The organism is Noviherbaspirillum malthae (assembly GCF_015352985.1).
Taxonomy (GTDB): Bacteria; Pseudomonadota; Gammaproteobacteria; order Burkholderiales; family Burkholderiaceae_D; genus Noviherbaspirillum; species Noviherbaspirillum malthae.
Window position 1 is genome coordinate 355,158 of sequence record NZ_JACYXF010000002.1, and the last position, 16,954, is coordinate 372,111.

The 16,954-nt window shown below is 57.0% G+C and carries 19 protein-coding genes; all 19 read right to left on the reverse strand.

Annotated features, from left to right (window positions below):
* Positions 1-9: 9 nt before the first annotated feature.
* Positions 10-819, reverse strand: a complete 810-nt coding sequence (gene recO / locus IGW03_RS05460) for a DNA repair protein RecO (protein ID WP_228535051.1) — start codon at positions 817-819, stop codon at positions 10-12.
* Between the two features lie 102 nt (positions 820-921).
* Positions 922-1,824 (reverse strand): GTPase Era, encoded by a 903-nt coding sequence (gene era / locus IGW03_RS05465; RefSeq protein ID WP_194721498.1) that lies wholly within the window; start codon positions 1,822-1,824, stop codon positions 922-924.
* Positions 1,821-2,825 (reverse strand): ribonuclease III, encoded by a 1,005-nt coding sequence (gene rnc, locus IGW03_RS05470; RefSeq protein ID WP_228535053.1) that lies wholly within the window; start codon positions 2,823-2,825, stop codon positions 1,821-1,823. Before rnc ends, era begins: the two co-directional genes overlap by 4 nt.
* A gap of 35 nt (positions 2,826-2,860) precedes the next feature.
* Positions 2,861-3,235, reverse strand: coding sequence for a DUF4845 domain-containing protein (locus IGW03_RS05475; protein WP_194721499.1), 375 nt, complete (start codon positions 3,233-3,235; stop codon positions 2,861-2,863).
* A 24-nt stretch (positions 3,236-3,259) separates the two neighbouring features.
* Entirely contained in the window at positions 3,260-4,171 is a 912-nt protein-coding gene (gene lepB / locus IGW03_RS05480) for a signal peptidase I (RefSeq protein WP_194721500.1), read from the reverse strand.
* On the reverse strand, positions 4,168-5,961 hold the full coding sequence (gene lepA, locus IGW03_RS05485) for a translation elongation factor 4 (RefSeq protein ID WP_194721501.1): 1,794 nt from the start codon (positions 5,959-5,961) through the stop codon (positions 4,168-4,170). The genes lepB and lepA overlap by 4 nt, the downstream gene beginning before the upstream one ends.
* Before the next feature lie 160 nt (positions 5,962-6,121).
* Positions 6,122-6,379, reverse strand: coding sequence for a glutaredoxin family protein (locus IGW03_RS05490; RefSeq protein ID WP_194721502.1), 258 nt, complete (start codon positions 6,377-6,379; stop codon positions 6,122-6,124).
* A gap of 214 nt (positions 6,380-6,593) precedes the next feature.
* Entirely contained in the window at positions 6,594-8,087 is a 1,494-nt protein-coding gene (locus IGW03_RS05495; protein ID WP_194721503.1) for a DegQ family serine endoprotease, read from the reverse strand.
* Positions 8,088-8,105: 18 nt separating this feature from the next.
* On the reverse strand, positions 8,106-9,110 hold the full coding sequence (locus tag IGW03_RS05500; RefSeq protein ID WP_194721504.1) for a MucB/RseB C-terminal domain-containing protein: 1,005 nt from the start codon (positions 9,108-9,110) through the stop codon (positions 8,106-8,108).
* Positions 9,111-9,115: 5 nt separating this feature from the next.
* Positions 9,116-9,748, reverse strand: coding sequence for a sigma-E factor negative regulatory protein (locus IGW03_RS05505; RefSeq protein WP_228535055.1), 633 nt, complete (start codon positions 9,746-9,748; stop codon positions 9,116-9,118).
* A 76-nt stretch (positions 9,749-9,824) separates the two neighbouring features.
* Positions 9,825-10,427: an RNA polymerase sigma factor RpoE gene (rpoE, locus tag IGW03_RS05510; RefSeq protein ID WP_057293164.1), complete on the reverse strand. Its 603-nt coding sequence runs from the start codon at positions 10,425-10,427 to the stop codon at positions 9,825-9,827.
* Between the two features lie 106 nt (positions 10,428-10,533).
* Positions 10,534-11,037: a protein YgfX gene (locus tag IGW03_RS05515; RefSeq protein WP_194721506.1), complete on the reverse strand. Its 504-nt coding sequence runs from the start codon at positions 11,035-11,037 to the stop codon at positions 10,534-10,536.
* A 75-nt stretch (positions 11,038-11,112) separates the two neighbouring features.
* Complete coding sequence (fabF, locus tag IGW03_RS05520) at positions 11,113-12,360, reverse strand: beta-ketoacyl-ACP synthase II (protein WP_194721507.1); 1,248 nt, start codon at positions 12,358-12,360, stop codon at positions 11,113-11,115.
* Positions 12,361-12,390: 30 nt separating this feature from the next.
* Positions 12,391-12,630, reverse strand: a complete 240-nt coding sequence (acpP, locus tag IGW03_RS05525) for an acyl carrier protein (RefSeq protein WP_040041346.1) — start codon at positions 12,628-12,630, stop codon at positions 12,391-12,393.
* Between the two features lie 123 nt (positions 12,631-12,753).
* Positions 12,754-13,500 carry a 3-oxoacyl-ACP reductase FabG gene (gene fabG / locus IGW03_RS05530; protein WP_228535057.1) on the reverse strand — a complete coding sequence of 249 codons (747 nt, stop codon included), beginning with the start codon at positions 13,498-13,500 and terminating at the stop codon, positions 12,754-12,756.
* Positions 13,497-14,429 (reverse strand): ACP S-malonyltransferase, encoded by a 933-nt coding sequence (gene fabD, locus IGW03_RS05535; protein WP_194721509.1) that lies wholly within the window; start codon positions 14,427-14,429, stop codon positions 13,497-13,499. Before fabD ends, fabG begins: the two co-directional genes overlap by 4 nt.
* Before the next feature lie 22 nt (positions 14,430-14,451).
* On the reverse strand, positions 14,452-15,438 hold the full coding sequence (locus IGW03_RS05540) for a beta-ketoacyl-ACP synthase III (protein WP_194721510.1): 987 nt from the start codon (positions 15,436-15,438) through the stop codon (positions 14,452-14,454).
* A 15-nt stretch (positions 15,439-15,453) separates the two neighbouring features.
* The gene (gene plsX / locus IGW03_RS05545; RefSeq protein WP_194721511.1) at positions 15,454-16,530 is read right to left on the reverse strand and encodes a phosphate acyltransferase PlsX; all 1,077 of its coding nucleotides are present in this window, start codon (positions 16,528-16,530) and stop codon (positions 15,454-15,456) included.
* 146 nt (positions 16,531-16,676) lie between these two features.
* Positions 16,677-16,859 carry a 50S ribosomal protein L32 gene (rpmF, locus tag IGW03_RS05550; RefSeq protein ID WP_057293158.1) on the reverse strand — a complete coding sequence of 61 codons (183 nt, stop codon included), beginning with the start codon at positions 16,857-16,859 and terminating at the stop codon, positions 16,677-16,679.
* Positions 16,860-16,954: the final 95 nt, after the last annotated feature.

Genomic DNA, 16,954 nt, shown 5'->3' on the forward strand with positions numbered 1-16,954 from the left:
TCGGCGTCACTATAATTGCATCAAATCTAACAGAATTTGCCGCGTATTGAGCGGAGCTCCGCCAAGGTGGTGCGCCAGCAGGAAGCGCATCAGGAACTTGCTCTGCAACTGCGTATTGCTGTCCGAATAATCTTCACGTTCCATATCCAGCAGCGTCTTGCCGGAAACCCGGGGCGCCATGTCATCGGCGCGCGGTGTGCGCGGTCCCTGCTCCGGATCGACCACGTAGGTGTCGGTGGCGACAATGGCCTCTCCGGTTTCGGAGCTCAAGCGGAACTCGCTGGCGACGCCGGTTTCCTTGAGCAGGCTGCGCTCGAATTTCCGCAGTACGATAGGAGGCGGCTCGTCGTGGGCGAGCTGGTTCAGGGTCGAGACATAGTGATCAAACAGGGAAGGATGCGGATCGTCGCGTGCCACCAGCTTCATCAGCAGTTCATTGAGATAGAAACCGCAAAGCAGCGCCGACTTTTCCAGGGGCAACAGGCCGCCTATCCATTCCGCATCGGTGAGGGTCTTGATCTCCGCCTTGCCGGTCCAGCCTACCGACAGCGGCTGGAAGGTCTGCAGCACGCCGCGCAGTTTGGAATGCGGCCGCTTGGCGCCCTTGGCCACCAATGCGACACGGCCGTAATCGCGCGTGAACACATCGACGATGAGGCTGGTTTCCTTGTAGGGATAACTATGCAGCACGAAGGCCGGCTGGCCGGCAATGCGGATCTCCTTCTCGGGAGTTCGATTGCGGCCGGCCGTGCCAGCACTCGTGCGGCGCGGCGCAGTGCCGGCGGGCCGGCTTTGCTGCACAGGATCTGATTGGGACAAACCTGCGGGCTCTGCGATTTGAGACGGTTCGTTTTGTGTGAGAGGCACGAGCGTATCTGCGTTCTTGTGGCGGGCAGTCGCGCGACGGCGTCACCCGGCTATTTATTCATATCCGTATGCACGCAGGCCGGCTTCGTTGTCTGCCCAACCGGACTTTACCTTAACCCATATTTCAAGATAGATGGGGCCGCCGAACAGTTTTTCCATATCGAGCCTGGACTGGGTTGAAATTTCCTTCAGCTTCGCCCCTTTCTGGCCGATAACCATCGCCTTGTGCCCTTCCCGTTCGACCAGGATCGCCGCAAAAATTCTGCGCAGATTGCCTTCCTGTTCGAACTTCTCGATCAGGACAGTACTGGTATAGGGCAGTTCTTCGCCGACGAAACGGAACACCTTTTCCCGGACGATTTCGGCAGCCAGGAATTTCTCGCTGCGGTCGGTAATGTCATCGGCGTCAAACATGGGGGGATTGACCGGCAGATACTTCTCGATCTCCTGCTCAAGCAGATTCAGCTGGAAACGCTGCTTTGCCGAGACCGGCACGACTTGTGCAAATTCATGCTCGGCAGCGACTTTCTGGGCAAAGGGCATCAATACGGCCTTGTCCTTGATGTGGTCCGACTTGTTGATGACCAGAATGCAAGGCACGTTTTTGGGAAGCAGTTCAAGCACCTGCCTGTCTGCCTGCTCGAAGACGCCGGCCTCGACAACGAAGAGGATCACATCCGCAGCTGTCAGCGTCGTGGTGACCGTTCTGTTCAGGGTCCTGTTCAAGGCATTGGAATGCTTGGTCTGGAAGCCCGGCGTATCGACATAAACGAACTGCGCCGTTTCATGCGTCTGGATACCTGTGATCCTGTGCCGCGTGGTTTGCGCCTTGCGTGAGGTAATGCTGACTTTCGCGCCGATCAGCGCGTTCATCAGTGTGGATTTGCCTACATTGGGGCGGCCGACGATGGCGATATAGCCGCAGCGGAAGCCGGAAGATTCGTCTGAGGAGGTCATGCAGTCTTTGTTTGGGAAGGCGGTGAAGACACGCCTTTGTCGTCCTGGGACATCGGTTTTTCGACAGCGGAATCGTCCGTGTCCGACGCCGGATTCAGGTCCAGGCGGGTCTGGGATAGGTCGGGTGCGCTTTCAATCGCTTCCGCCCTGGTGTCAGTCTTGGGCTCCGCCTTGACCGAGGTCTTGCCGGACTTGCGGCTTGCGCCATCGCCCGGGGCATTTGGTGTATTCGGCGTGTTCGAGACATCCGTCTGAATGGTGGCAATGCCGGCAAGCTTCAGCTGCGATGCCCGGGGCCGTGCCTTGCGTGCGGTTCCGGTGCTCTTGAGCAGCGCATTCTGGACAGCCTCGAGCGCCAGTTTCGCGGCTGCCTGCTCGCCCGCCCTGCGGCTGCCGCCGGTACCGAATACCTGAATATCGAGCTTGGGCACCAGGCACTCCACTTCGAATTCCTGGTTATGCGCTGCACCATGGGTCGCTACGACATTGTATTGTGGCAATGCAATTTTCTTGCCCTGCAAATATTCCTGCAGCAGGGTCTTCGCGTCCTTGCCCAAGGTTTTGGGGTCGACGGTATCAAGAATGGGAATGTAAAGCGCGCGGATCACGTCGCGTGCGGAGTTGAAGCCGCCATCGAGGAAAATTGCGCCGAACAAGGCTTCCAGCGTGTCAGCAAGAATGGACGGACGCCTGAAGCCGCCGGATTTCAATTCCCCCTCGCCGAGCCGCAGGAATTGCGACAATTCCAGCCTCTGCGCAATTTCATACAGCGATTGCTGCTTCACCAGATTTGCACGAAGACGGGAAAGGTCGCCTTCGTCGATCTTCAGATAGCGCTCGAACAGAAGGGACGCGACTACGCAATTCAGGACGGAATCGCCAAGGAATTCCAGCCTTTCGTTATGCACACTGCTGTGGCTGCGATGCGTCAATGCTTGCTGCAGTAATGCAGCATCCTTGAACGCATGCCCCAGCCGGTCTTGCAATAACTTGAAATCCATCTCGCTCCGTCGCCCAAATCCTTCTACTGTTCAGATTAACCGCCGCCTGCATTCCGGCCGGTTGTTGCCACATAGTCAATCACCAGACTTGCCGGACCGACCAGCGGAATACGCCTTTCATAGGCCACGCTGACGTCAAAGCCTTCGGCGGTCTTGATGATCTCGAGGTCCTTCCCGGTCACGGACTCTATGTAACCCGCGCTGCGCTGCTTTTCAAAAGCATCCTGAATCTCGCGTGCAGTCGTTCCCGTATTCTTCGCGTTGACGATCGCCTTCTTGATCGCACTATATTCGACAACGGTCGGAACGACTTTGAGCCCCAACACAGCAAGTACCGCAACAACTGCAATAACAAACAGGAACCCCGTAAGAGACAAGCCCGACTCCCTGGCGGCCGACCTCATATTCATTCACCACTCCCTTGATGTCTTTATTTATTGAAACCCGCCGATACGCTTGATATTCCCGAAGTTCATCCAGACAAAGAAGGCCTTGCCCACGATGTACTGATCCGGCACGAAGCCCCAATACCGGCTATCGAGACTATTATCCCGATTATCCCCCATCATGAAGTAATGTCCAGCAGGGACTGTGCAGGTGAATCCTTCGACGTTGTAGCTGCATGCTTCGTGCATCGGGAAAGGATCCGGATTCTGCACATACGACGGCGCCCGCTCGTCATTGAGAATCTTGTGCGTGACGCCGGACAGATTCTCCAGATACTGTTTGGAATAGTTCAAATGCTCTTCGTCAAGGTAATCCGGCAGCGGCTGATACGACAGCTCCTTGCCATTGATGATCAAGCGCTTGTTTTTATAGGTGATTTTATCACCAGGTACACCGACGACACGCTTGATGTAATCAAGCGATGGGTCTTTCGGAAACTTGAAGACCATGACATCGCCGCGCTGCGGATCGTTGATCTGTATGATCTTTTTGTTAATGATCGGCAAGCGGATACCGTAGGTAAACTTGTTGACCAGAATGAGGTCGCCGATGACGAGCGTCGGCACCATGGAGCTGGACGGAATCTTGAACGGCTCGTACAGGAAAGACCTGAGGAAGAACACCAGGGCAATGACCGGAAAGAAACTGCCGGAGTATTCAATCCATGTCGGCTGCTTGAGCATCTCGGCTTCGAGCCGGCTACGGCCGCTGTCGTCGACCTTGATGCCGTCGGCCCGGAGCTTCGCATGGCGGGCGTCGAATTCGGCGAGCGCCTGATTCGCCTTCGCCCGCCGGAGCCGGGAAAAGTGAAAAACATCCAGGAACCAGATGATCCCGGTAGCGATAGTCAGAATGAAAAGAATAAGTGCAAAGTTTCCGAGGATCGATTGCAGATTCATTTATCTTCCACTTGTAAAATCGCCAAGAATGCCTCCTGCGGCACCTCTACCGAACCGACCTGCTTCATTCGCTTTTTGCCCGCCTTCTGTTTTTCAAGCAGCTTGCGCTTGCGCGAGATATCGCCTCCGTAACACTTTGCCAGCACGTTCTTGCGCATCGCCTTGACGTTCTCGCGCGCGATGATGTTCGCACCGATCGCTGCCTGGATTGCGACATCGAACATCTGGCGGGGAATCAGCTCGCGCATCTTCGCCGCCACTGCGCGGCCGCGATACTGGCTGCTGGCACGGTGCACGATGATCGCCAGCGCGTCGACCTTTTCGCTGTTGATCAGCATATCGACCTTCACGACATCGGCGGCGCGATTTTCCTTGAACTCGTAATCCATCGACGCATAGCCGCGCGACGTGGATTTGAGCTTGTCGAAGAAATCCAGAACAATTTCGGCCATCGGCATTTCATAGGTCAGCATCACCTGCTTGCCGTGATAAGCCATGTTGATCTGGACGCCCCGCTTCTGGGTGCACAGGGTGATGACGGAGCCGACGTATTCCTGCGGCATGTACAGGTTGACCGTGACTATGGGCTCGCGAACCTCTTCGATCTTGGATGGGTCTGGCATCTTGGAGGGATTGTCCACCATGATGACTGTGCCATCGCGCTGCACGACTTCGTAAATCACCGTTGGCGCCGTGGTGATCAGGTCCATGTCGAATTCGCGCTCGAGCCGCTCCTGCACGATCTCCATGTGCAGCAGGCCGAGGAAGCCGCAGCGGAAACCGAATCCCAGTGCCTGGGATACTTCTGGCTCATACTGCAATGCCGCGTCGTTCAGCTTGAGCTTTTCAAGCGAATCGCGCAGTGCGTCATATTGGTTGGCCTCGACCGGGAACAGGCCCGCAAAGACCTGCGGCTGCACTTCCTTGAATCCAGGCAAGGCGGCAGCTGCCGGTTTGCCAGCCAGCGTGATCGTATCGCCGACCCGCGCGGCCTTGAGTTCCTTGATACCCGCAATGATGAAGCCGACCTGCCCGGCGGACAGGGTTTCCCTGGACTGCGATTTCGGCGTAAAGACGCCGATGTTCTCCGTCAGGTACTGGGCGCCAGTCGCCATCAGCGAAATCTTTTCCTTGGGACGCAAGGTGCCGTTGACGATGCGGACGAGCATGACGACGCCGACGTAGTTGTCGAACCAGGAATCGATGATCAGCGCCTGCAGCGGCGCGTCCGGATCGCCCTTGGGCGGCGGCACCTTGGCGATCAGTGATTCCAGTACGTCTTCGACGCCCAAGCCGGTCTTCGCAGAACAACGCACCGCATCGCTCGCATCGATCCCGATCACATCTTCGATCTCGCCGATCGCATTGTCGGGGTCGGCAGACGGCAGATCGATCTTGTTCAATACCGGCACGACTTCCACATTCAGATCGAGGGCCGTGTAGCAGTTGGCGACGGTCTGCGCCTCAACGCCCTGAGAGGCATCAACCACCAGCAGCGCACCTTCACAGGCCGACAGGGAGCGGCTAACCTCGTAGCTGAAGTCGACGTGTCCCGGCGTATCGATCAAATTGAGGTTATAGGTCTTGCCGTCGCGCGCCTTATAAGACAGTGCCGCGGTTTGTGCCTTGATGGTGATGCCGCGCTCGCGCTCGAGGTCCATCGAATCCAGCACTTGAGCTTCCATTTCCCGGTCCGACAGGCCGCCGCAGATCTGGATGATGCGGTCGGCCAAGGTGGATTTCCCATGGTCAATGTGCGCGATGATGGAAAAATTGCGGATGTTGTCCATTAACTAAGATACAACTACAAAAAAGGCGCTCCGAGCGGGGTAAGCCCCCAGTTGAGCGCCTTATGACAGAAGAATATTCGATGCCCGGCATTCTACCGGATTTCGAGAGGGAAAGCCCACAAAATCGCCCGATAAGAAGTACTAGCGCCCGATGTGCATGTCATCGCGCACCGGAAAGAAACTCCCGCGTCCTTGCCTCATTGAGAAAATAATTGCACAACTCGACGGCACTTGCATCGCCTCTACGTGCGAAGAGTACGGGAACACGTTCATCGAACTGCGCCACCAGCGTCTCGTCGGAATCGACATCGACCGTTTCTACGGTAAACGGATATTCGCTGCTGAGGGCCTGCAGCGCCTCAAGCATGTCATCGCACAAGTGGCAATAGGATCGGGAATATAAGGTGAAGTGGACCACGACATCGACTTATCAAGCGGTGGCTGGGGACAATAGCCATCGTTGTCGACTTCGGCTATTGCCGCTGCAGTGACTGCAAGGCGGTTTGCAGTATACCGCCTCCCCTGAAAGAATGGTACTGAATGCCGCACAAGCCGGCTTTACTCGAACGTAGGGGGAACCGGCACATGGACGCTGTCATGTGCCGGTTCCCCCAGAGTCGTTCCTGTTCCTGTTACTGGCCGTTCGGCTTGATCGGCACGAACTGCGACGCCTCGCCGCGACGCACCAGTACGACTGCGGTCTTCTTCGGTTCCAGCTTGGTCACCAGACTGTTGAACTGCTTCGCGTCCTTCACGTCACTGTTGTTTAATCGAAGGATGATGTCGCCAGCGCGCAGTCCGGCACGAGCGGCAGGACCGTCAACCGTTTCCACCAGAGCACCGCCGTCCAGTTTCAGTTCTTTTTTCTGGGCTTCCGACAAGTCGTTCACGACAAGACCCAGTGCGTTTGGTGCCTGTTCCGGCTTGATCTTGCGCTCTTCTTTCTTCGCAACCTTCTCTGGCTCAAGCTCGGCCACGGTCAGGCTCACATCCTTGTTCGCGCCCTTGCGCCAGATCGTGAGCGTGGACTTGGTACCGGGTTTGGTCGCACCGACGATACGCGGCAGGTCGGACGACTTTTCAATCGACGTGCCGTTGAATTTCAAGATGATGTCGCCGGCCTCCAGGCCACCCTTTTCCGCCGGACCTCCAGGCTCGACCCGCTGGATCAGCGCGCCCTGCGCACGTTGCAGCCCAAGCGACTCCGCCACATCCTTGGTGACTTCACCGATCTGGACGCCGATACGACCACGCGTGACGCGACCGCTGACGCGCAGCTGCTCGGCCACCCGCATTGCTTCGTCGATAGGGACCGCGAACGAGATTCCCATGTATCCGCCGGATCGGCTGTAGATCTGCGAGTTGATGCCGACCACTTCGCCGCGCATGTTGATCAGCGGTCCGCCGGAATTGCCGGGGTTGACTGCGACGTCGGTCTGGATCAGGGGCAGATAATCTCCCGTATCGCGGGCCTTGGCCGAAATGATGCCGGACGTGACGGTATTGTCGAGGCCGAAAGGCGAGCCGATCGCAATCACCCACTCGCCGACCCGCAGCTTGCTGGGATCGCCGATCGGCAGGCGCGGCAAGTTGTTGCCCTCGATTTTTACGACCGCGACATCGGTGCGCTTGTCCACGCCGATGATCTTGGCCTTGAATTCGCGCTTGTCGGTCAAGGTTACGTAGACGTCATCCGCACCGTCAACGACGTGCGCATTCGTCAGCACAAATCCGTCGCCGGAAATGATGAAGCCAGAACCTACGCCTCTTGGGACCTCCTCTTCCTGCTGGGGTGACTGCTTGCGTCCGTTGCGGGGCGAACGTTCCGGCTGCGGCTGACGCGGCATGGGCACACCGAAGAATTTCCTGAAGAATTCCTGCATTTCCTCGTCTTCGGCCCCAGGAGCGCCCGACCCTCCCTGCCCCGGCTTGACACGCTCGGTCGTTCTGATATTGACGACAGCGGGACCGGATTTTTCAGCGAGATCGGCGAAGTCCGGCAACGCAGCAGACGGGGCTGCCTGCGCCTGTACTGGAGTCAAGCCCGTCAATGCGGGAATCGCCGCGCCGGCAACGCTCAAGATCATGCTCAGCAGTGCTGTACGGGCAACGAAGACTGTTTTCATGGAATCCTGTTTTTCTGGCTATCTGGGTTTGAATTCAATGGAATTGGCCACCTGCCTGATCGCAGCAGAGGGGACCTCTCCTACAATAGTAAGCCAAAAGTCTCCCTGACGCTTTCCGACGATATTCGTCGCTCCCTGCTGTATGGACCCTTCGGTTCGGCTCTGCGATTCCGGCTCGATGAATACGGATATCGCTGCAAGCCCATCCGAAAATACGATCTGGGAAACCTCGCGCTGGGTTGCCTGTCCCGCCCCTGCATTGGCATCGGACACCAGCCGCTTGACCTCGCGGACCTTGCGGAATCCCTTGGGCAATGCCTTCACCGTCCAGCCGGACAGGTTCGCCTGGCTCATGGCGGAATTTTCGATTTTCCATCCATTAGTATTGGTGTAACTCGGCTTGACTCGGTTCCGATCAATATTGCCGATGGATATCTGGGTAAAGGATATCTGCTCGACGACCTCGTTCTTTTCATTGAGGGTTTGCGCCCGCAGCAGCAAACCGCTACCCTTCTCGGCCCACAGCTTGTAGCCGTAGCGCAAGTCGTCTTTGGGTTGCAGCGTAATCGCCTGGCAATCGTGGCCGGCAATGCGTCCGCTTTCCTCTTTGCGAACGTTGTAATGTTCGGTCAGCTCGACAGCATTGTTGGCGAGAATGGCAGGAAATATGTCATGCGTCACTCGCTTTTCCACGAACAGTGTCTTTGCTTCCGGAACGTAGCAAATGACTTCCTCGTTATTGCGTATGTATTCACGAGGCTTGCCGTCAAGTATTTCGAGCTTTTCAACTTCATTACGTCCGTCGAGCAGATGGCTGATGCGGGAAGTTCGCATCTGGTTAGCCTGCTGATAGACGAAGGTACCGGAGTAATTGAGTTTTTGCGCTGCCGACTGGATCTTCCTCAACCAGGATTGAGCATCCGTCCTATCGGATAACGAATCAGCGTTTTCAGCCGAAGCCGGAAACGTAAAGAGAATCGATATAGCAACGACAAACTTAAATAACGCGTGTGTTTGCCGCATACAAATTATTTGTTGGATTCGGTTGCAAAAGTAGCTGAACGCGCGAACTGCGCAGTGCTATAGACAGAGGGGGAATAGCGCTGATGGGCAAGGAGGTAATCATCGATGCGGGGGTCCCGGACGACGATTTCACCCGAGGCCGAAGCCGCGATCACAGTCTCCTGAGCGGCACCGCCGTTGGCTTGACTGGTTACCGAATTGCTGGCTACCGATATGCCGGGCGACTTATCTGCAGGCGCATCCTTGAACGCGACCATCAGCTGAGGCGTAGTGACAAAGGCCACTGCCGCCATTGCCGCTGCAGCCGCCATTCCCGGAACAGCCCAGCGCTTTACTGAGGCTTTGGGAGAGCGGGTTTCCTTGACTGCACAAGTCAAGGAGGAAGGTGCAGGTGCATCGCTCTTGGCAGCAGGAGCGATGATTGTCGGCTCGGCTTCCAGCCGCGCCGACATGCGCGCGGAGAAATCCTTGCTCAGCTGAACATTCATGTCCTCGGAACGCAGAAGATCACCGATCTGGTGATACAGCTTCCAGTCCTCATGGCCATCCTTGCTACGCAGTGCGGCTAACGCTTCATCGAGCTGCTCAACAGAAATCTCCCCGTCGGCCATCGCCGAGATCTGTTCCTGCGTATTCATTTTGCTATTCATTCTTACCCCGTTCAGGCTGCGCCACACCTGTTGTATGTATAAAACTTTTTATCTTTCCCTGCTACTACCAGCGCTTGTCGATCGCAGTTCCCAGCAGCGGTCTTAATTTTTCGGCAATGGCTTCGCGAGCACGAAATATCCGGCTACGAACAGTGCCTATGGGACACCCCATCGCCTCCGCAATTTCATCGTAGCTCAACCCTTCTATTTCACGCAATGTAATTGCGATTCGAAGCTCATCGGGAAGAGCATCCATTGCAACATTCACGGTTTCCGCGATCTGTTTTGTTGCCAACATGGATTCGGGCGTGTTGATGTCCCTAAGATGCTCTCCGTCATCAAAAGTTTCCGCCTCTTCAGCATCGGCCTCGGTTGAAGTTGGAGCACGCCGTCCCTGCGTTACAAGATAGTTCTTAGCGGTGTTGATCCCGATCCGATACAACCATGTGTAAAACGCGGAGTCTCCTCTGAATTGAGGCAACGCCCGGTATGCCTTGATAAAAGCTTCCTGAACGACATCCTCGGCTTCCGCCTGATCGCGGACCAGTCGCGATACCAAGCGCATGAGTTTGCGCTGGTATTTGCTTACCAGAAGCTCGAATGCCTTCTTGTCGCCGCGTTGTACGCGTTCGACAAGCAGTTGATCAATATCGCGTTCTGTCGTCAATCCCCGTTCCCTTGTTTCATTGCAACATTCACGCGCCTGTGTAGTTGACTGGAAGAAATGTAGTTGGTTCAATGTATTGCACAGTAAATTTAGCGCTATTTACACATCAATGATTTGCTTTGGATCGCACTTCATTTGCGGCAATCCATCTGCAGGCCACCGACAGAGCCCGGAAGCCGTCGCGCGAGACGCTATCGGGTAAAACCGGCACCGTCACAACCCGCCCGTTCACATCCTCGAGCCGCAATAGAAGCATCAGCGGCCAGAATGTCGACTCCGGGAGAAGCCGGACTTCATCACCATTAAGTCCTACATGCGTCCTCTTCGACTCTCTACAAGAGGTCTCATCGGACCACTCGGCAATTCGAATTTGCCCTATGCCGGAGATATCAAGTTGTATGGGTTTTCGGCTCCGCATGCCATGATAAAACCCAAAAAATGAGAGGATAGGAATACATACCGCGAGGATCGCGCGCAGCGGACCTGCCAGTTCGCCGACTACACCGAGACCGACAAGAATGCCTACCGTCGATGCGAGGGCTGCCATGGCCAGCATCAGTGCGCCGAGAATCCGGGATGGCTTGACGATTGCCGATACCGCAATTGACATGGCAATGAGAGAGGACTGTCACTCTCTCTCAGCCCAGCATGAGCCGGGCTGAGAGAGAGTGAAGAAACGGATAGGTCAGATCTTACCGAATACCAGAGTACCGTTCGTGCCGCCGAACCCGAAAGAGTTTTTGACGGCGACATTGATGGGCATGTTACGTGCGGTGTTGGCGCAGTAATCAAGATCGCATGCCGGATCCTGGTTGAAGATATTGATGGTAGGCGGCGAGATCTGGTTATGGATGGCCAGTACCGTGAATACGGATTCAAGGCCGCCTGCACCGCCAAGCAAATGTCCGGTCATCGACTTGGTCGAATTGACGACGACTTTCTTGGCGTGATCTCCCAGCGCGCGCTTGATGGCGACCGTTTCCGCGATGTCGCCAAGCGGAGTCGATGTGCCATGCGCATTGACATAGTCGACCTGATCGGCGCGAATGCCGGCATTCGTCATGGCCGAGACCATGCACCTGCGGGCGCCATCACCGTCTTCCAGGGGCGCTGTCATGTGGTGTGCATCAGCGCTCATGCCGAAACCAAGCACTTCAGCGTAGATCGTTGCACCGCGCGCCTTGGCATGCTCGTATTCTTCGAGCACCATGACGCCGGCACCCTCGCCGAGCACGAAACCGTCGCGGTCCTTGTCCCATGGACGGGAAGCCGTCGCCGGATCATCGTTGCGGCCGGAAAGCGCGCGTGCCGCTGCGAATCCGCCGACGCCGAGCGGCGAGACCGTGGATTCGGCACCGCCTGCGATCATGACGTCCGCGTCACCGTATTCAATCATGCGGGCAGCTGCACCGATGCAGTGCAGACCAGTAGTACAGGCAGTGACGATGGCAAGGTTCGGCCCCTTGAAGCCGTACTTGATCGACAGATGCCCCGAAATCATGTTGATGATCGACGCCGGAACGAAGAACGGACTGATTCTGCGCGGTCCGCGATTGGTCAGTTCCGCGTGCGTCTCTTCGATCATCGGCAAGCCACCGATACCCGAGCCGACGAGCACACCAATCTTTTCGGCGTTTTCCTCGGTGACGGTCAATCCACTATTTTGGAATGCCTGGATTCCCGCGGCCATCCCATAGTGAATGAATGTATCCATGTGGCGCGCTTCCTTACCGGGAATGTAATCCTCGATATTGAAGCCCTTAACTTCACCCGCAAAGCGCGTTGAGAAAGGCGTGGCGTCGAACTTAGTAATGGTCGCAATACCTGATCTGCCTTCGGTAAGGTTTGCCCACGCATCGGCAATGGTATTGCCAACGGGGGAAACGCAGCCGAGGCCGGTCACTACGACGCGACGTTCACGTGAGCGGCTCAAGCGGTTCTCCTGAAATCAATCTGAACGATATTAAGCCTTGACGTGCGCCTTGGCATAATCGATTGCTTGCTGCACGGTGGTGATCTTCTCGGCCTGTTCGTCCGGGATCTCCATTTCGAATTCGTCTTCGAGTGCCATCACGAGCTCAACGGTATCAAGAGAGTCGGCACCGAGGTCGTCGACGAAGGACGATTCATTCTTGATGTCTGCTTCTGCGACGCCAAGTTGCTCAGCGACGATCTTCTTAACGCGTTGTTCGATATCGGACATATTATCCCTCCAGTGGGTTACAGAAAGTGCGCGCATTTTATCAGGTTTGCGCAGTGAAAATTCATTTTTGGCTTTTGTTTTGATCAAGCGGCGAACATCGGCCAATTGCGTTTAACGCTCTTACTAGCTCATGTACATGCCGCCGTTGACATGCAGCGTGGTACCGGTGATGTATCCGGCTTGCGGCGAAGCAAGGAATGCGACGGCTGCAGCGATATCCTCCGGCTGGCCGAAGCGGGCCAGCGGAATCTGCTGCATCAGTGCGGCGACCTGCTGCTCTCCGAGCTCGCGCGTCATGTCGGTATCGATGAAGCCCGGCGCAATGCAGTTTACCGTGATGTTGCGGCTGCCGATTTCACGTGCCAAAGCGCGGCTCATGCCTGCAACCCCGGCCTTCGCGGCGGCGTAGTTCATTTGTCCCGGATTGCCTGCGGAGCCGACCACCGAAGTGATATTGATGATGCGGCCGCTGCGGGCCTTCATCATGCCGCGCAGCACCAGGCGCGACAGACGCCCGACCGCGGTCAGGTTGGTCGCGATGACGGCATCCCATTCTTCATCCTTCATTCGCATGGCAAGCTGGTCCTGCGTGATGCCGGCATTGTTGACAAGAATGGAGAGGCTGCCGAATTCCTTTTGCACTTCATCGACAACGGCACTGCAGCGCTCGGCATTGGTCACATTGAGAACAACGCCCTTGCCTGAACCGGGCTGCGCGGCGGACAGGTATTCGGTAATCGCAGCTGCCCCTGCTTCGGAGGTCGCCGTGCCGACGACTTTAGCTCCCTGCTTGACGAGTTCCAATGCGATTGCACGGCCGATGCCGCGTGACGCGCCTGTTACCAGAGCGACTTGATTACTCAGATTCAATTGATCGACTCCAACACTTTTTCGAGAGAGGCTTGATCGGTGATCGCTTCGCCGATCAGATCGCCGTTGATGCGCTTCGTCAGTCCGGCCAGTACCTTGCCTGGTCCGCATTCGACGACATGGGTCACACCTTCCGCCGCCATCTTCTGAACGCTTTCCACCCAGCGCACCGGACTCGCGGCCTGGCGTACGAGAGCATCCTTGATGGCAGCAGCATCGTTCACGATGGCCACATCGACATTGTTGATCAGCGGAATCTGAGGCGCGGAGAAGGTCAGTGCCTGCATGTACTCACGCAGACGATCCGATGCAGGCTTCAGCAGCGAAGAATGGAAGGGAGCGGAAACCGGCAGCGCCAATGCCCTCTTGGCGCCTTTGGCCTTTGCGGCTTCGCATGCGCGCTCGACCGCAGCCTTGTGTCCGGCGATCACGACTTGCGCAGGCGCGTTGAAGTTGACGGCTTCGACAACCTGACCCTGTGCAGCTTCTTCGCAGGCGGCACGGACATCGTTGTCGGACAGGCCGAGAATCGCTGCCATGCCGCCCTGGCCGACAGGCACGGCTTCCTGCATGGCTTGGGCGCGGAACCGCACGAGCGGAACGGCATCTCGAAAGGCAATCACGCCGGACGCCACGAGCGCCGAGTATTCACCTAGGCTATGGCCGGCGACGATGGCCGGTGTCTTGCCTCCGGCGGCGACCCACGCGCGGTACATGGCAACCGCGGCGGTAAGCATGACCGGCTGAGTGTTAGTGGTGAGATCGAGATCTTCCTTCGGTCCTTCGGCAATCAGCTTGCCGATGTCCAGCTGCAGCGCGTCGGAAGCCTCTGCCACAGTCTGTTCAACAATGGCGTTGCCGGCAAAACCGTTCAGCATGCCGACGGCCTGAGAACCCTGTCCCGGAAAAACAAAAGCGAATTTGGTCATGCGAGTATGTGAATGAAAGTGATTACATTCGTGCGAGAACCGCACCCCAGGTGAAGCCGCCGCCAACGCCTTCCATCATGACGTTGTGTCCGGGCTTGACGCGGCCGTCCCTCACCGCTGCATCAAGCGCAAGTGGGATCGACGCTGCAGACGTATTGCCGTGCTGGTCGACGGTGACCACCATTTTCTCGAGCGGCAGACCGAGCTTCTTTGCGGTCCCCTGCATGATGCGGATGTTCGCCTGATGCGGAATGAGCCAGTCGATTTGCTCGGCGCTCATGTCGGCCGCCTTCAGTGCCTCGTTGGCGACCTTTTCCAGCACGGAGACAGCAAGCTTGAATACCGCCTGGCCGTCCATGTGCAGGAAGGCGCTGCCTTCCACCACGCCGCCGCTGACATTGCCCGGAATGCAGAGAATGTCGCCATGGCTGCCGTCCGCATGCAGTTTGGTAGCGAGCACGCCGGGATCTGCCGACGGCGTGAGCACCACTGCGCCGGCACCGTCGCCGAACAGCACGCAGGTCGTGCGGTCCTTGAAATCGAGGATGCGCGAAAAGATTTCGGCGCCGATCACGAGCACGTTGCGATGTGCCCCCGAGCGAATGAAGCTGTCCGCCACCGACATCGCATAGACGAAACCGCTGCAGACTGCCTGCACGTCGACGGCCGCGCAGCCGTTGGTGATGCCCAACTTGCGCTGAACGACACACGCCGTGCTCGGGAAACCGCCGAAATGGTCGGGCGTGGATGTGGCGAGAATGATGAGATCGATGTCGTTGGGCGCCAGCTTGGCTGCCTCGATGGCTTGCCTCGATGCCTCGACTGCCATATCGCTGGCCAATACATCCTTGTCGGCATAATGCCTCGCAGAAATGCCGCTGCGCGAAACGATCCATTCATCCGAGGTTTCAACGCCCTGTTCGGCCAGTTGAGCTGCAAGCTCGTCATTGGTCACGCGCCTGGGCGGCAGATAGCTGCCCGTACCTGCGATTTTGCTGTAGAGGGTCATGCGGTCTTTATCCGGTTAAATCATTGCATTGGATGCGCCTGCGGCATCGGATGCAGATGCGCCGCTCGTCTGGGGCATCAATTCGGCAATCGTCGTCGATATGCGCGAGAGTACGTCATGCCGGGCGGCCTCGTAGGCTCTTTTGATTGCCCATTCGTAGCCATAGGCATCTTCGCCGCCGTGGCTCTTGAATACCAGGCCGCGCAATCCCAGCAGGCTTGCGCCATTGTAGCGGGAAGGATTCATGCGCTGGGAAATCGACTTGAGCGCGCCCTGCGCGATCACCGCGCCCAGCATGTTGATGGCGTTGCTCTTGAATTCGCTCTTGACGATATTTTTCAGGAAGCGCCCCAAACCTTCGGAAGCTTTCAGAACGACATTGCCGACGAAGCCGTCACATACCACGATGTCGGTCGTGCCTTCGAAGATGTCGTTGCCTTCCACGTTGCCGTAGAAATTGAGGGTGCCCTTCTCATGGTCCGCCCGCAGCAGCGCTGCAGTCTGCTTGACGACCTCGTTGCCCTTGATGTCTTCCTCACCGATATTCAGCAGGCCGACCGTCGGCTTGGGCTTGCCTTCGAGGGCCGATACGAGGGCCGAACCCATCAATGCAAACTGGTGCAAATGCTGCGGCTCGCAGTCGACATTGGCGCCGAGATCGAGCATGTAGGTCGGCGAATCCTTCTGGTTAGGCATCGGAAAACAGATCGCCGGCCGGTCTACCCCGGGAATGGTCTTGAGCACGTAGCGCGATACGGCCATGAGAGCACCGGTATTGCCTGCCGAGACGCATGCATTCGCCTTGCCATCCTTGATCAGGCTGACGGCAACACGCATCGAGGAGTCTTTCTTGCGGCGGAGCGCGACCTCGATGGGGTCATCCATGCCGACGACTTCCGTGGCATGAACAATACTGAGGCGCGGGTGGGACGAAGCATTCAGTTTTTTCAGCTCGGCCCTGATCACGTCTTCAAGACCGACCAGAATGAGCTCTGCATCCTGCTCATGATTGACGAAGGAGACAGCTGCGGGAATGGTGACCGACGGGCCGTGATCGCCACCCATGCAGTCGATGGAAATTTTTATTGTCATTGTTTTGACTCAGTACCTCGCTCTAACCGCCTAGCGGGCCAGGTCTGGCGTGATTCAAAATGACGCGAAGCGCTTGTTCAGCATATGAAAAAACGGCGCCAAGTCAAACTCTCTGCGCCGCTTTTAGCTTCGAAAAAAGAGCGAGATTACTCGTCGTTCTTGGTCTTGAGGACCTTGCGTCCACGATAGTAGCCGTTCGGGCTGATGTGGTGACGCAGGTGAGTTTCGCCTGTGGTCGGCTCGACGGCCAGCGGCGGAACGCTCAGGTGGTCGTGCGAACGGTGCATGCCACGCTTCGAAGGGGATTTTTTGTTCTGTTGAACGGCCATGATGACTCCTAAACCTTAAGATCCGAAATTTTAACATATCCGGCTCAGCATTCTATTGCCTGCCGGGAAACTTTGCTGCACTTGTTAGGCGGCGT

Excerpts from the sequence above, each read along its gene's own strand:
- lepA (WP_194721501.1), bottom strand. The coding sequence starts at position 5,961 with ATGGACAACATCCGCAATTTTTCCATCATCGCGCACATTGACCATGGG.
- IGW03_RS05495 (WP_194721503.1), bottom strand. The coding sequence starts at position 8,087 with ATGAAAACAGTCTTCGTTGCCCGTACAGCACTGCTGAGCATGATCTTG.
- fabD (WP_194721509.1), bottom strand. The coding sequence starts at position 14,429 with ATGACCAAATTCGCTTTTGTTTTTCCGGGACAGGGTTCTCAGGCCGTC.
- IGW03_RS05515 (WP_194721506.1), bottom strand. The coding sequence starts at position 11,037 with ATGTCAATTGCGGTATCGGCAATCGTCAAGCCATCCCGGATTCTCGGC.
- acpP (WP_040041346.1), bottom strand. The coding sequence starts at position 12,630 with ATGTCCGATATCGAACAACGCGTTAAGAAGATCGTCGCTGAGCAACTT.
- IGW03_RS05540 (WP_194721510.1), bottom strand. The coding sequence starts at position 15,438 with ATGACCCTCTACAGCAAAATCGCAGGTACGGGCAGCTATCTGCCGCCC.
- IGW03_RS05505 (WP_228535055.1), bottom strand. The coding sequence starts at position 9,748 with ATGAATACGCAGGAACAGATCTCGGCGATGGCCGACGGGGAGATTTCT.
- IGW03_RS05475 (WP_194721499.1), bottom strand. The coding sequence starts at position 3,235 with ATGAATATGAGGTCGGCCGCCAGGGAGTCGGGCTTGTCTCTTACGGGG.
- rnc (WP_228535053.1), bottom strand. The coding sequence starts at position 2,825 with ATGGATTTCAAGTTATTGCAAGACCGGCTGGGGCATGCGTTCAAGGAT.
- IGW03_RS05500 (WP_194721504.1), bottom strand. The coding sequence starts at position 9,110 with ATGCGGCAAACACACGCGTTATTTAAGTTTGTCGTTGCTATATCGATT.
- lepB (WP_194721500.1), bottom strand. The coding sequence starts at position 4,171 with ATGAATCTGCAATCGATCCTCGGAAACTTTGCACTTATTCTTTTCATT.
- plsX (WP_194721511.1), bottom strand. The coding sequence starts at position 16,530 with ATGACAATAAAAATTTCCATCGACTGCATGGGTGGCGATCACGGCCCG.
- rpmF (WP_057293158.1), bottom strand. The coding sequence starts at position 16,859 with ATGGCCGTTCAACAGAACAAAAAATCCCCTTCGAAGCGTGGCATGCAC.
- era (WP_194721498.1), bottom strand. The coding sequence starts at position 1,824 with ATGACCTCCTCAGACGAATCTTCCGGCTTCCGCTGCGGCTATATCGCC.